Annotated in this window: 14 protein-coding genes; 6 read left to right on the plus strand and 8 right to left on the minus strand. The window is 40.1% G+C overall.

Annotated features, from left to right (window positions below; genetic code table 11):
• The first annotated feature begins 86 nt into the window (after positions 1-86).
• Together H5162_RS08250 and H5162_RS08255 are read left to right on the plus strand one after the other, a co-directional pair.
• Positions 87-1244: a M23 family metallopeptidase gene (locus H5162_RS08250; protein ID WP_182778229.1), complete on the plus strand. Its 1158-nt coding sequence runs from the start codon at positions 87-89 to the stop codon at positions 1242-1244.
• Complete coding sequence (locus tag H5162_RS08255) at positions 1234-1725, plus strand: polymer-forming cytoskeletal protein (RefSeq protein ID WP_182759857.1); 492 nt, start codon at positions 1234-1236, stop codon at positions 1723-1725. Before H5162_RS08250 ends, H5162_RS08255 begins: the two co-directional genes overlap by 11 nt.
• Positions 1726-1741: 16 nt before the next feature.
• Here the strand turns inward: H5162_RS08255 and H5162_RS08260 are convergent, their stop codons facing one another.
• Entirely contained in the window at positions 1742-2215 is a 474-nt protein-coding gene (locus H5162_RS08260; RefSeq protein WP_145237355.1) for a hotdog fold domain-containing protein, read from the minus strand.
• Between the two features lie 153 nt (positions 2216-2368).
• Between H5162_RS08260 and H5162_RS08265 the strand changes: the two genes are divergently transcribed.
• Genes H5162_RS08265 through H5162_RS08275 form a run of 3 tightly spaced genes read left to right on the plus strand, consistent with a single transcriptional unit; the run spans position 2369 to position 4685 of the window.
• On the plus strand, positions 2369-3562 hold the full coding sequence (locus H5162_RS08265; RefSeq protein WP_145237358.1) for a multidrug effflux MFS transporter: 1194 nt from the start codon (positions 2369-2371) through the stop codon (positions 3560-3562).
• Between the two features lie 5 nt (positions 3563-3567).
• Positions 3568-4203 carry a LysE family translocator gene (locus H5162_RS08270; protein WP_182778231.1) on the plus strand — a complete coding sequence of 212 codons (636 nt, stop codon included), beginning with the start codon at positions 3568-3570 and terminating at the stop codon, positions 4201-4203.
• A gap of 17 nt (positions 4204-4220) precedes the next feature.
• Positions 4221-4685 carry a methylglyoxal synthase gene (locus H5162_RS08275; RefSeq protein WP_145237363.1) on the plus strand — a complete coding sequence of 155 codons (465 nt, stop codon included), beginning with the start codon at positions 4221-4223 and terminating at the stop codon, positions 4683-4685.
• A 7-nt stretch (positions 4686-4692) separates the two neighbouring features.
• Here H5162_RS08275 and yegD read toward each other — a convergent pair whose 3' ends face one another.
• The 6 genes from yegD to H5162_RS08305 all read right to left on the minus strand — a co-directional run bounded on the left by yegD (position 4693) and on the right by H5162_RS08305 (position 12504).
• Positions 4693-6060: a molecular chaperone gene (yegD, locus tag H5162_RS08280; protein WP_182778233.1), complete on the minus strand. Its 1368-nt coding sequence runs from the start codon at positions 6058-6060 to the stop codon at positions 4693-4695.
• A gap of 64 nt (positions 6061-6124) precedes the next feature.
• A complete protein-coding gene (locus H5162_RS08285; protein WP_182778235.1) occupies positions 6125-6973 on the minus strand; it encodes a DNA ligase in 849 nt (282 codons plus the stop codon).
• Between the two features lie 34 nt (positions 6974-7007).
• Positions 7008-7664 carry an HAD family phosphatase gene (locus H5162_RS08290; protein ID WP_182778237.1) on the minus strand — a complete coding sequence of 219 codons (657 nt, stop codon included), beginning with the start codon at positions 7662-7664 and terminating at the stop codon, positions 7008-7010.
• Between the two features lie 61 nt (positions 7665-7725).
• On the minus strand, positions 7726-8025 hold the full coding sequence (locus H5162_RS08295; RefSeq protein WP_145237374.1) for a hypothetical protein: 300 nt from the start codon (positions 8023-8025) through the stop codon (positions 7726-7728).
• 121 nt (positions 8026-8146) lie between these two features.
• A complete protein-coding gene (locus H5162_RS08300; RefSeq protein WP_182734434.1) occupies positions 8147-10438 on the minus strand; it encodes a TonB-dependent receptor in 2292 nt (763 codons plus the stop codon).
• Positions 10439-10818: 380 nt separating this feature from the next.
• Complete coding sequence (locus H5162_RS08305; protein WP_182731078.1) at positions 10819-12504, minus strand: mechanosensitive ion channel family protein; 1686 nt, start codon at positions 12502-12504, stop codon at positions 10819-10821.
• Between the two features lie 720 nt (positions 12505-13224).
• Here H5162_RS08305 and H5162_RS08310 point away from each other — a divergent pair.
• Complete coding sequence (locus tag H5162_RS08310) at positions 13225-13773, plus strand: HdeD family acid-resistance protein (protein WP_145237379.1); 549 nt, start codon at positions 13225-13227, stop codon at positions 13771-13773.
• A gap of 77 nt (positions 13774-13850) precedes the next feature.
• On the opposite strand, the gene H5162_RS08315 is transcribed toward H5162_RS08310, so the two are convergent.
• On the minus strand, positions 13851-14723 hold the full coding sequence (locus tag H5162_RS08315) for a mechanosensitive ion channel family protein (protein ID WP_145237382.1): 873 nt from the start codon (positions 14721-14723) through the stop codon (positions 13851-13853).
• Positions 14724-14791: the final 68 nt, after the last annotated feature.

The following is a 14791-nucleotide window of genomic DNA, read 5'->3' on the forward strand; positions in this document are numbered from 1 at the left end:
TTTTTTAAGATTAATTACAATTTTTTACTGGCTTTTTCAGCTCAGATTGCTATCTTAATTCGGTTAATAGCCAGTGTTTATAAGCCATGTCAGCATTTATTAAGTCTTTTTATCACAAATTATTCCCAGCTAGACAGCTGTTGATCCGCCAAAATGGTGAGGTTAAACATGTGATATTAGCACCTTGGTTACAAATATCAGCCGTAGCTATTATTTTAATTGCTTTAATTTGGTTGGCTGTTTCGACCCTGCGAATATACTCTCAAACCAACAAGATTTCCGATATCGAACAAAGCCAATTATCAAAACAACAACAGTGGCAGCAACAAAGTAAAGAACAACAAGCACAATACGATAAACAGTTAGCCCAGCTTGCGGTGCTAGAGCAAAAGCATGCTTTATTGCAGAGCATGATCGATTCTTTACCTGAGTCGATGAGTAATCCCACACTGCCAGCAGCGCCGCCAGAAGGTGAACTCGGCGAACAACAAGAAGAGTTCCACGAACCATTAGTTGATGAAAACCCTAACAGCGCACACACTCTTTCACTCTCTGACTCTGTTAATATCGAGCAACGTTTTGCACTACTCAATAGCCAATACCAACACAGCTTTTTACAAATAGAGCAACAAATAGAACGCCGCCAGCACGATATTTTAGCGATGCTCAAAGGTGCAGGACTTGATACCGCCTTGGCGCGTCGTCTAGATGGTAATATGACAGAAACCGCGCAAGGTGGTCCGCTGGATTTATTTGATGAATCAAAGATCCCAGCTGAATTTTTAGTCATCGCAGATAAACTATTGGCGTTGAATAAGCTTGAAAATTTACTCAGTGAGTTACCGCAAACTCTGCCTGCAGCAAATTACTATATTTCGAGTAGTTTTGGCCTGCGTAAAGATCCAGTGAATAACCGTCATGCTTATCATAAAGGTGTTGATTTAGCAGGTTGGCATAAAACCGAAATATTCGCCCCCGCTGATGGCACTGTATTACGCGCAGGACGCAACGGTGGTTATGGTAATTTTATCGAACTGCAACATAAAAACGGCTTTGTAACTCGGTTTGGTCACTTAAATAAAATCAACGTTAAAAAAGGCCAAACGGTAACCAAAAATGATGTTATCGGATTAATGGGCAGCACTGGCAGAAGTACTGGCACTCACCTACACTATGAAGTATTACTTAACGACAAACATGTCAATCCAGTCAAAATAACAAAGGCGCTTTCTCGTGTTCGGTAAAAAAAAATCAACAGTAAGTAGTTCTGCAAATTCTCAACTAAAAAGAACTAGCCACACTCCTTCGATAATTTCTGAAGATGTTCGCTTAACGGGCAGCCTAGTGAGTCAAGGTGAAGTACAGCTTGATGGTCGCATAGATGGTGATGTTCGTGTTAACCATTTAGTTATTGGTAATACCGGTTGTGTTGAAGGCTCAGTGGTCGCTGAAAGCGTGATTGTAAAAGGTAAAGTAATCGGCTCACTCAACGCCAGCAAAGTAGTTATTGAACGTTCAGCGCAAGTGCACGGGGATGTTTATCAAGATACTTTAAGTATTGATGCTGGTGCAATTATTGAAGGTAACTTAAAACAACGCCATGAAGCTGAAACGGTTGAATTAATTGCCAATAACGCAGAATCAAAGCCAGAGCTTACATCTGCGCTCAGTGAAGGTGATAATGACTTGTCGTTTTTCAACAAACAAGCCGCTGAGAAAAAGTAATCGCTTTATTATTCTTTTACTTTTTCTTAGTAACGTACATTGTAATATCAGCAGTGAAGACCAATTCACTGCGAGTATTGTAAAGCTTCACTGGCACCACTAAATCCTCTTTATCTAGCCATTGTCTTGGCATTGCAATTTCTGCCACAGCTGTGACATCAGTATCAACCTTCGCTAAGTACTGCACCGTCATTCCTTTAGGGATCCAGCGATGAGTTTTATATGGCACGGTAGCATCAACCATCACACCGGCACATAACTCAGCTAAATTACACTGCGCAATAGCATGGATAGTCCCAATATGATTGTGCACACTCCGTCGGTTTTTAACCATTGCGCTGCAATGTCCGTCACGTAAATCTAAAACAGTGGGTTTCATGGAGCCAAAATAAGGGGCTTTAAAACACACTACTTTAGTAAATAACCAATTGCCAAATGGTAGACGCTTAAAACTATGCCATGCTGTTAAAACTGCAGATTTATTACTCATTATTATTTTCCATTGAATGTCGCTATTGCAAAATTAGCACATCAGACCAGTTAGCAAAAGTGCATTTATACTTATAATCTTATTGATAGATGGGTCATATGCCCTTTCTTTTTTATCTTTGCAGACCTAAAATACGCGGCAAAAGGAGCACTCATGCCAACAACCGATCGCCGCAATCATCTTAGTGTTATTTTAATTCTCGCTCTTCTGGTTATATTCTGCCCATTAGCGATTGATATTTACTTACCCGCATTTCCTGATATTGCGCAAGCATTGGCTATTGATGAGCAGCAAGTGCAACTTACCGTCGCTATTTTTATGCTGACGGTTGGCTTAGGTCAGCTTATAGCAGGTCCTTTAGCCGACAAGTTTGGCCGCCGTCCAGTCGCACTATTTGGCATCACACTGTATGGATTTGCTGGGATGTTGGCTTTTTTAGCACCTAGCTTTAGCATTCTGATGCTTGCACGTGCACTGCAAGGTTTTGGGGCTTGTGCCACTTTTGTGGTTGCATTTGCGATTGTTCGTGATACCTACGGCAGTGCTAAAAGCGGCCAAATGATCACTTACCTAAATGGTATTGTGTGTTTTATTCCCGCGTTAGCGCCTATTTTAGGCGCTTGGCTGACTGTGCAATTTGGCTGGCGGATGAACTTTTTATTTTTGGCGGGGTTTGCTTGTGTTGGACTAATGATCACTGCCATATATTTTAAAGAAACACGCCCTGCGGATAGCCACTATGAGGGCCACATACTCGATTTACGTCGTTTTATACCAATCATTAGCACGCCTATTTTTCTTTTTAATAGCCTAATTTGTATGGTGGCAATGTCGGCTATTTTAGCTTTTGTAACATTAGCACCGGGATGGATCATGACCGAGTTAGGTGGATCGGTCAGCGATTTTACTTTTTGGTTTACTCTCAATGCCATTGTTAGCATTGTAGCTAGCTTTATTGCACCATTGTATATCAAACGCCATAGTCAAAAAGCGTTACGCATAGGTATGAGTTTATTAATTTTCTCTGGTGTACTGATTTTAATTCTCGGCCAGTTTAAAAGTGCCTTTGCTTTTATGCTGCCAGTGTTGATTGCTGCGCTAGGCTTTGCACTTAGCTTAGGCTCAGCGGCTGGAATGGCATTGTCACATTTTGCTAAACAAGCAGGTACTGCATCTGCGTTAATCGGTTTAATGCAAATGAGCGGCGCTGGAGCATTGGTTATGCTCACCCAAGTGCTCCCTTTCAATGCGCCCGAGTTTATTGCTTTTCACTTATTATTATTGCTGCCACTGTGGGTTATACTGCTCAGTAATAAAGCACACGCTTATCACCCTAAAAACACATAAAAACAATGATCAATTTTGAATTTTTACTGTCATTTTTAGCAGCGAGTTTTTTAATCGCTGTTGCACCAGGTCCTTCCAATGCTTTTTTAATGGCGCAAACTTTTGCCAATGGCCGCGCAGCAGGCTTACAAAGCGCATTTGGTTTTGCTTTAGGCGGAGTGGCGCATACTTTATTTGCCGTTGTCGGTCTTACGGCTATCCTAAAAGCCTCAGAAGTGGCTTATACCAGCGTACAATACGCTGGTGCTGCCTACTTATGTTATTTAGGTTTTATGATGTTTAAAAGCACATTTATCCAGTCAGAGTGCAGTAGCGAAGATAAACCCCATGTAAGCACCAAGAAAAAAACTAATGTTATGTTTCAGGCTATGATGACTGAAGTGCTCAACCCTAAAGTAGCGTTATTTTTTATTGCGTTTATTCCGCAGTTTGTTGATCCAACCCTGTCATCATCAACTACATTTCAATTAGCTTTCTTTGGCTTACTGTATCCACTTTTTGCGTTTCCGATTGACTGCACGTATATTTACTTTGGCGATAAAATTGCAGGCTACTTTCGAGAGCACCCGCAAAGCCAAATTTGGATTGATCGTATAACAGGTGTAGTATTTGTAGTTCTTGCGGTTAATCTACTCATCTAAAAAGAAAAAGAGTCAACATGGAACAAAAACAGCAAACCCTTCCAGCGCAAAAAAATATTGCTTTAGTTGCACACGATGGTAAAAAAGCAGCCTTGCTAGCCTGGTGTAATAAACATCGCGATAACCTCAGTAAGCACACTTTATATGGCACAGGCACCACAGGTCATTTAATTGAGCGAAATACTGGACTTGAAGTTATCAAACTACTTAGTGGCCCTATGGGGGGCGATCAGCAGTTAGGCGCTAAAATTGCGGAGCATGAAATTCATGTGTTGATTTTCTTTTGGGACCCCCTTGCATCTCAACCTCATGATCCGGATGTTAAAGCATTATTACGCTTAGCTGCGGTATGGAATATTCCAGTGGCGTGTAATGAAGTCAGCGCAGATATGATTTTAAGCTCGCCTTTGATGCATAACGAGCTTGAACGGTCATTGCCAGATTACGAGAAATACCTCGCAACCCGACAAGTCATTCTATAAGCACCCTTTAACGATAAAGCATACTTGCCCATTTAGTGAGTCCGGCGGTTACACTACCAAAGTGATCGCCGTTTACCATTTTAATATCACCTAAGTGCTCAACTAATGCAGCTTTTATTAGTGGCGATTGCGCGCTACCACCGGTAAGGTAAATCACATCAGGAACGGTCCCTGCATCTTTAATCGCTTGTTTTGCTAAACTTACTATTTGCATAATCGAATCATCAACCGCCACAGCTAAATCAGCTCGTGATAGCACTTTATGTAATTGCGGTGCTAAAAACCCTAATTCACAGTCATACCCAGTCACTGACGAAAGCGCAATTTTTGCCGCCTCCCCTTGCTGTACCAGCTGATGACCTTGCTTATTTTGCTGCAAATCGATCAGTCGTTGAAATAACTCAGGTGCTTGTACTTCACGTAACTGCGTAAGTAATTCTCGGTGATGGCTTTGACTATAAAACTGGCTTTGTAAGTTCACATCGTTAATTTTACATGCTTGCCAAAATGCTTGATTAGGCAATGGTAAACCTGATTTAAACTGACTGCCTAAACCAAGCAATGGCATTAATGCGTGATAGCTTAAAGCAATGTCTAAATCATTACCGCCAACACGTTTACCTGTATGCGCTAAAAAGTCATGATCACGGTCACTACTATCACGAAAGCTAGGTCCCATTTGCACAAATGAGCAGTCACTGGTACCACCACCAATATCAATAACCAATACTTTTTGATCGTGATTTAAGTCACTTTCATAATCAATTCCTGCTGCGAGTGGTTCATATAAAAAAGCCACATCTTTAAAGCCAGCTCGTTTTGCTGCACGCTCTAAAATACCAATTGCTTGTTGGTTTGATTGCTCTCCACCCACGGCTTGGAAATTTACCGGGCGGCCAATAACCGTTTGTGTTAACTCTTTTTGTAGTGATGTTTCAGCACGCTGTTTGATTTTTAAAATCATTGCGGTGGCAATATCTTCAAAGAAGTTGATTTGCCCTTGCTTTAAGCCTATTGCCCCAAAAAACGATTTAGGGGATTTAACAAAATAGCCTTCTTCAGGAAATTGCACATATTCGTTAATTGCTTCACGGCCAATAAAAAGACTTTCATCACCGGGGGCTAGATCTAAGTCAGACTTGATCCGCACCATACTATTGAGCAGGGCTTGGCGCTGGGTTTTAAAATCAGTTTCATAACTTGTACCTGTTAGATGCTGAGCAACAAAATCGACAACTAAAGCACTGTGATGTGTGTATAAGGTTGAAGGGAGGTAAAACTTACCTTGCTCTAGGGGCACCAGCTCAACAGTATTTTGAGCATTCATTACACCCATTGCGCAATTAGAACTACCATAATCAAAACCAACTACCATTACTTCACCACAACTAACATCAAAAGGCCGCGCAATTTAGCATACTTACGGCTTTTTTTAAATGTTAATCAGGATCGCGTTGACGTAAAAAACTGGCAAACCGTGGTAAACCGTTTTTAGTAAAACCATGGTATCGGTATGTCACCGTCGCTCCTATTGCGGGTGGATTTTGGCGCTGTGCGTTACTAAAGCCAGTACCAATTGAAAACTCTTTTCCTTGTGGTGTAACTACTTTTAACGCCCCTAGCATGCCAGTAAATTTGCCTTTTCCTGGAAGATGAGCAATGACGACCGCTTCACTATCAAAATAAGGTTTTAACTTTAACAGCGCATCAGAACGGCCACTTTTATGCATTGCCGAGGCTAAATGCAGCATTACACCTTCACCACCTTGCTGAGTTACTTTATCAAAGTACGCAGATAATGCCTGCTCTGTAGTAAATTGATACTGCTGTACTGCTTGGATGTGAGGCTTATTTAATGTTTTTACTAAACGTAGATAATTTTCATAGCGTACTGCAAAGGGATTATGTTGATCTGGCATGTCAAATATCTGATAGGTGACTTTTTGCCAGTCACTATCCAACGGCTGTAAAGTGCGCACAATACCACTGAGGTCTGCAAAATCACCGCGCTTGGTCCACAACTCACCGTCTACCCTCAAATTAGGTAAATCAGCAATAAACCAGCCTGGCGCATTAATGGCATTGCCATTACGGGTTATCAACTGTGTTCCCGTCCAAATCGCACGGACCCCATCAAACTTCTCACTAACGAGATAGTTTTCAATGGCAAGCGCTTGATCTTGTGGGTAAACCTTGGCAAGTTGGGCATCAGCGGTGATCTGTGTATCAGTTGCTAAGCAAGTAAAAGTACTGATCAGCAACCATAATACTGTTAGTCCTTTAAGCATATCGGTCTCCTTGTTTATCACCAAGCAGACTAAACTATAGCTTAGTTTGTACCCATTGCCATAGCTGCTGTAAATTATCCATGCGAGAAACAGCTAAACTTAAATCGTGGCCTAGGGTGTGTTTATTCGGTATTGCAACCACAGATACGTTTGCATTAGTTGCTGCTGTAACGCCGGTGTGTGTATCTTCAACAGCAATTGCTTGCTCTGCTGAAATCCCTAATATTGTCAGTGCAAGTAAATAAGGGTCTCCCGCAGGTTTTGGATTTTGCACGTCGTCTTTAGTCACTACGCAGTCAAACCATTCATAAAAGCCATAGCCTTTTAAGATAGGTAAGGCCTCATGGCGTGAACTACCCGTCACTAATGCCATTTTAAGATCGCTTTGCTTCACTGCCTCTAATACCTCTTCGGCAAAAGGCATTAAAGGAGGTAAATTAGTGGTAACAAATTGCTCGAATGCATCATATTTAGCCTGCGCTAACCACTGCGGTGAAACCGATAAGTTATATTGCTCAACCACTTCAATTGCCGCATCTAAGGTCGGTCGACCTGAAAAACGTTGGCAAAAATCATCTTCTTCATAGCGCACGCCAAACGGTGCTAAAACATCATTCCAACAGTTAAAATGGACACTTTCTGAATCAACTAAAGTGCCATCCATATCAAATAATACTGCTTTTAATGTCATCCTCATTCCTTTATTTTTCAGCAACAAAAAAGGCGCTCATAGCACCTTTTTGGTTTAATACTTATGCTGTTAAACCTGCTGGCGGCTCTGCAAATGCTTCTTCACCCGTTTCAACATCTACCAACTCGTAGCCACGTTCTTTTCTAACAACTTTTAGTACAGGTTTTTCAAATGCTGTTTTTAAACGCTCTGCGTCATCTCGTAACGCATCTAAGGTGTTGCCAAAAGGCGCTGCGCCCGTTTCTGACCAATTCGTTACTTTACCATTTAGGTTATATTCAACCTCATGTATTTGATATTGCGCCGCTTCATCTTTAGTTGCTTCACAAAAAATCACTCGGTAGTTCCAAAATCCAGCCATTGTTCTTCTCTTGTTAAATTTAATTGTCGCTACTTTAGCAGCTCTAATAAGGCTTTTCACTAGCGTAAAAAAAAAAGCCCGCAAATAATGCGGGCTTAAATCTACTTAACTAAAATGGAGTTTAGTAAAACTTCACTTTAAATTCTGCACCGATATAGCGTTCTTCATTTACCATACCAGTGTTATTATTGAAGTCGATTGCACCGATTACTTGTTGCTCGTCAAATAAGTTACGTACAAACGCAGATACTTCATACTCATAATCACCTTCAGCCCAGTTATAACCAGCACGTAGGCCAGTTTCTAATAGTGATTTACCTTCGAATTCAACTGACTCATACAAGAAGAAGTCAATTTCGCTGCGGTATGAAATATCGGTATAGGCGAAGAAGTCACCACCAGCTACTTCTTTAGTATAACGAAGCGTTAAATTAGAGATCCATTCCGGCGCATGCGGAAGGCTATTGCCATCCAAAATAGCGCGATCTTCAGGGCCAAATGCGCCAGGAACTTGGAATGTAGGATCTTTCACGGTGCACTGCGCACATACAGCAACAGCAAGGTCATTATCTTTAAGCTTAGTTTTGTTGTAGCTTAAGTTAAATGTAGCATTCAACTCATCAGTTAATACCCACTCAGTGTCTAGCTCAAAACCATAACCGGTCGTTTTATCAGCATTTACTAAACGGTTAAAATTAGCGCCACCACCTACAGCCGTTAACTGCTGGTCATCCATTTGATAGTAAAAAACAGTCGCATTTACACGGCCGCGGCCATCTAACACATCTGATTTGATACCTGTTTCGTATGATGTAACAGTCTCTGACTTAGCAATCGTTACTTCATCGCCAAATAAAATACGGCCCTGAATGCTTGGCGCTCGGAAGCTATTCGCAATACGTGCATACCAGTTAACATCGTCGTTAATTTTATAGCTTGATGAAATATCCCAGCTGATGTGATCATCACTAGGGTTTTCAGTTAAAAACAGTGCACCACCGCCAGCAGGACTTAATGTACGATTTGCAGAGAATTCTTTATCATCATCAGAATAACGAAGGCCAGCAGTCACTTTAAAGTCATCTGTTAGTGTGTAGTCAACCGAACCAAAGACTGCCCACGCTTTAGTGTCTTGCTGTTGAATAACATAACCATTTAGTGCTCCATTAGCAGCAGTATCATAGCTGTAGTTCTCAATGGTTAACGCTTCATCAAAGTAAAATACACCTACTTGATAATTTAAGTCACCAGTGAAGTTACTTGATAAACGAAGTTCTTGCGTATACTGGTCGTGCTCAGGAATACCATCAGCACTTTCTGAAGAAAATGGAATAAACCCAGGTCCCATTGCAACAGCTACGTCATTAATTGAATAACCACCGTAACCACCATCGATGTCTGCGCGAGAATAAATTTCTGCGCTTTCCCATGCTGAGATAGAGGTAATAGTATGGTTAGCCAAATCCCACTCAAGTTTTAGATTGGCACCTTGAGATTCAACCTGCTGTGTCGCACGAGAAGCTGCATCATGAAAAACTACATCATGATCATAGCCATCAACTAAATCATTACTGCCTTTTTTAATAACATTGGCACGAAAAGCAATTGGTGAACCGTCCATATCACGCACATGGTAGTTAAATAAACCGGTAAAATCATTGCCTTCATACAAGAATTGGATACGTGCGGCTTGGTCAGTGTAGCCACCCAGAGCATCTTTTTGTTCAAAGCCTGGCGCACGATTATCAATATAATCGTCTTTATCCTGCCAAAGTACTGATACACGTGTTGATAAACGGTCTGTTAATGCACCACCAACTGCACCTTCAAAGTCTACTGCACCTCGGCTGCCGTAAGATACAGAGCCATAGCCATCAAAATCTTGGCTTGGTTTAACTGTATCAAATTTAACTAAACCTGCCGGCGTATTACGACCAAACAAAGTGCCTTGTGGGCCACGTAATACTTCAACACGTGCCACATCAAATACAGGGAAGCCCTTTAAAATAGCATTTTCTTGTACTACTTCATCAACTACCAATGATACTGGTTGCGAGGCATTTAAATCAAAATCAGTATTACCTAAGCCACGAACATAAAAGCGTGGGAAAGAACGGCCAAATGAAGACTCAATCGATAAGCTTGGGATTTTCGCATTCATAAAGCGAATATCCATGCCAGCAGAGCTGTAAGCATCTAAATTATCGCCTTGCAATGCAGATACTGCGACAGGTACTTCCTGTGCATTTTCTACACGCTTGCGCGCAGTGATTTGAATAACTTCTAATTGCTTGCTTTGCGCAGTTGGAGCTTGTTCATCAGCAGCAAGAGTTGTAAATGAAGTACCTGCTACGGCAGAGAACAACGTTGCATTGATTAGGGTTGCTAACGTAGATCTTTTCATTGCTTTCATGTCGGGGTTTAACCTTTTTAGTGCACTCTTATTCAACGGTTGATGTGTTGCGCCAAATTCACTCGGCGGGTTCGGCCAATTTTTCGCGCCTTAAGTTAAGCTGCGCGGACCTCTTTGTCGAGAGTGCAAAACGAAGTAAAGAGGCTGAACGAACGCTGAAGATTATAGCACTGTGTGACACTTTTACTGCATTAATATGTACAAAAATATAAACTTTTTACAACATATGGCGACATGATAGAAGAATTTTAGAAAAATTATGCAAATATATTTATTTCATACGGACATTTGTCCTGTTAATTTCAATGGTAAAACTGTATCAGCTGTATGTAATCATCTATAGATATGTCTTTATAAACCAACTACACAAACTAACAATTTCACCCGCTAACTCGAGCAAATTCAGGATTCGCTAATTGACAATTATGCTCATTGAGTAAGCCTAGAATAGCTAAATTTAACTCTTCGATTATTTCCATATACTCGGAAAAATCAGTTGTTACTACATAACTCAATAAATCAATTTGTAATGCCCATGGCGTAAAGCCTTTAAAACGAACTCGACATGGCGTGTCATCAATCTTTTCGTGCTTATCAAGTAAGTTTTTACATGCGGCCATAAAAGCTAATAGATCATGTTGTTTAGTTTTGGCACTGAGCATTAAGTTAGGGCGATAGGAAATTCTTTCTCGCTCTGAAATGTTCTCTAACTGCATATCAACAAATTTTGCATTTGCGACGTATATAACAGATCGATCTAAAGTACGTATTCGGGTAGCACGTAAGCCTATTTCTTCGATGGTTCCCATACTTGAACCAAATTTACATAAGTTACCTATTTTCACTGGCGAAGAGATATATAAAGTAATTGCCCCTATTATATTTTCTACCGTTTTTTGCGCTGCCAATGCAATGGCTAATCCACCAATACCTAAGCCTGCAAGTAAGGTGGTGGCATTAAAACCTAAATTTTCAAACCACAATAATACGGCCACAATCACGACCAGAGTTTTTAGCACATTACTTGCTGGACGCAACAAAAATACAGCTTGTGGTTTTTTTTGCTCAATAAAGCGATCTGATAGGCGATGTTTAATAATATCAACGCAACGTAAAAACACCCAAGTCCATGCAACTAATAATACTGTTGCGCCTTGAGCAAGCGCAACGACTGTAATAGTAACATTGGAAATATCATAAAGTGAACGCGATAAAAGTACAGCCAACAATAAGCAGATAGGCCCTTTAATAAGCGCGAGTACATCGTCAGGTGTTTGCACTATAAAACGATGTAAGATCGCTGCAAAAATTCGTGTAATTAATATCGCAAGCAAAAAGAACGCAAAAAACGACCCGATAAAATAAACCCACTGCCATACCATTACTCCCAACAACTGTGTTTTGGGTAAATTATTATAAAGCCACTCGCCAAGCACGTTATAACCAAATTCATCAATTAAAAATGGGATATTACTAACTGTTGCATTCGATATTTTCCAAACTTTATTATTTCCTTTTTCATCAGGAACACGTTGTAATAATATTTGTACAGGCCCTCGCGACGTCGTTATCTCAGCAACTAAATCTCGATAACTAGGTACTGGTTCATTTTTCTTTCCTTCAGGTTTGTTACTTAATGTATCGATATCAATCCATAGCGTGCGATCAAAAACCAGTGACAGTTGCTCAGCCAGTAACTCTGGTGCAATTGCTTTAACTTCAGGTGGTAAATTTCGATAATCTAAATAATTTGTTGCTAGGGCATAATCGCGTTGGTTTACAGCACGTAAATAAGCCCGCATTGTAGTACTAGGAGTAATACGGTGGAATTCATCATAGGGCAAAGAATCAATATCAATTTCTTTGCCGGTTTCCGCGGAAGTAATTACCGTTGCTTGTAATGACTGTTCGACCTCTGAATTAGGGTTACTTTGACTATCTTCTTTGTTCTCATTATCAAACAGAGATTTTACCGTTATCTCTGGCTGTGCGAATAAACTGAAACTCAAAGAAAATAATATGGACAAGCCAATTAGTTTTAATAATGTTATGAAGTACTTATCCATAAATCAATTCCTTGAGCTGTTTTAATTTAGCACCTTACCTGTTATTAACTATAAAAGCGTTAACACTTATTTAAAAGTTAAAAACAGTATACTTCACTAGAAACTTCGCTCTAGGGCGTATTTATCTTTCTAGGTTACTATTACAGCAATATATTTGGTTTTTAGGTAAGACAAAGCTATATAGTGTGGTTATTTCCCATAAGTAAGCAATAACGCTGCATGTGATTAGGACGTAAAACAAAAAGAAAGTGGCATATCAAATTTAAAGCTAATAGCATCAAGAGACGTCGGTTTCTCTCATTTTTAACCTTAGCCAAACACATCATTAAGCTATTTAAGAAACGTATTACAAAACGACGTGGAAAAGTCTCAAAAACTTTATTTTGAATGAATAAAAGCGCTCATTAGGTAAAATCAGGGTCTATTAGCTCGAACGGTTTTGCCTAGGACGTTTAATTTTTTGTTGCCCGCATAGATGTAGATTAGAAACATGGGAAGATGCACAAACTTTGCTCTATTTTCACTTAGCCCACGTAGGTTACAAATCTAGCGTCATGATCTACTCGCCCCTAAAATGGAATGAATTTTAGCTCCCAAAGGTCAAAATGCCCCAACGCTATACACATAACGTGGAGTTTGACCTAAGTACCTACACAAGCTAACGTATATGCAGTATTTATGCTGTTAAATATAATTTTAGCGCTGTCATTAAGGAATAGAATGGATCTAACCACCACACTTTCAAAAAACTGGTCAGTACTGTTAGTACGCGGCCTCATTGCAATTATTTTTGGCGTTATTACTTGGTTAGCACCCAATGCATCTCTGAGTATTATGTTGTTATTTTTTGCGGGCTATTTTTTATTTGATGGCATGCTAAGAACATGGGTTGCTTGGAACTCTAAGCAACACAATCCCTATTGGCGCTGGTTATTGGCCGGTGGGGTGTTATCAATCATCGCAGGACTAGTTACCCTATTTGCACCAAACGTTACCGCGATACTATTACTTTATTATGTCGCTGCGTGGGCCATAGCGATTGGCGCTGTTGAAATTTTAATTGCGCTTAAATTAAGAGCGGAAATATCTAATGAGTGGATATTAATTATTACTGGGGCAATATCAGTATTATTTGGTTTATATTTAATCTTTAATCCTAGCGCAGGGATCCATACTTTACTTTGGTTAGTCGCCACTTACGCCGTACTATTTGGTGCTTTAATTGTATTATTTTCATTAAAGCTAAAAAAGATGGTGCAACAGCAATAACTCATCAATAAAAACGAAGTAATTTGCTACTCGTTGCAGCAAATTACTTCTGCAAGACTATACCGGTACCGCTGGATTTATTTCGTTGCTCGTCCCCGCCTTAATGCAATTTCACCATCAATATGTATATCGCGTTGTGGGAAAGAAATAACGACATTATGCTCAGCAAATATTTTATATACGCTAAAACGAATATCACTGCGGACTTGGCGCAACATGGTTTCTGATTCAGCACAAACCCAAAAAATAGCATTGAACACTAAAGAGCTTTCAGCAAAATCATCAAATAACACTGAAGATGCCGGCGTCGGGAGTATTGCAGGATGTTCGCTCAACACTTGTTTGATCAGTTTTTCAACTAACAATACATCTGATCCATATGCCACACCAACACTGACAGACGAACGAGCATTGCGGTCAATCAAGGTCCAATTCGTCACTGTGTTTTCGAGTAGTTGACTGTTTGGTATAAGCATGTGCACACCATCGTTACGACGAATGCGCGTGGAGCGGGTATTAATCGTTTCAACCACCCCTTTAGCGTTGCCCACTTCTAAGAAATCTCCAATACGAATTGGCCGCTCCCACATTAAAATCCAGCCACTAATAAAGTTATTAATGATATTTTGTGCCCCGAATCCTACACCAATAGCTATAGCGCCAGAAACAAAGGCAAATGCTGTTAACGGAATATTTAACACTTCAAGGGAGGTAAATATTAAAATTGCGATACTTAACACTAAATAAATACGGGTAAATAAATGCACCGCATCAGGGTTCATTTTACGTGCGAGCAGAGTTTTTCGTATTAATCGACCAATCCATGTAACCACAAACCACATGGCAAAGAGTATCAAAGGCACTTGAATAACTTTAGCTACAGTAATTTCGATATTGTTATAACTAAAAATTACATACGATAAATAATGAGAGATTGACTCTAACGTCATACTTTTTCCAAAATTAATAAAACAAATAGCTATTCAGGGTTAAGTAAGTTTAGCACGCCATAATGGCA

This window comes from Pseudoalteromonas sp. SR41-8 (genome assembly GCF_014163915.1).
Lineage (GTDB): Bacteria > Pseudomonadota > Gammaproteobacteria > Enterobacterales > Alteromonadaceae > Pseudoalteromonas > Pseudoalteromonas rhizosphaerae.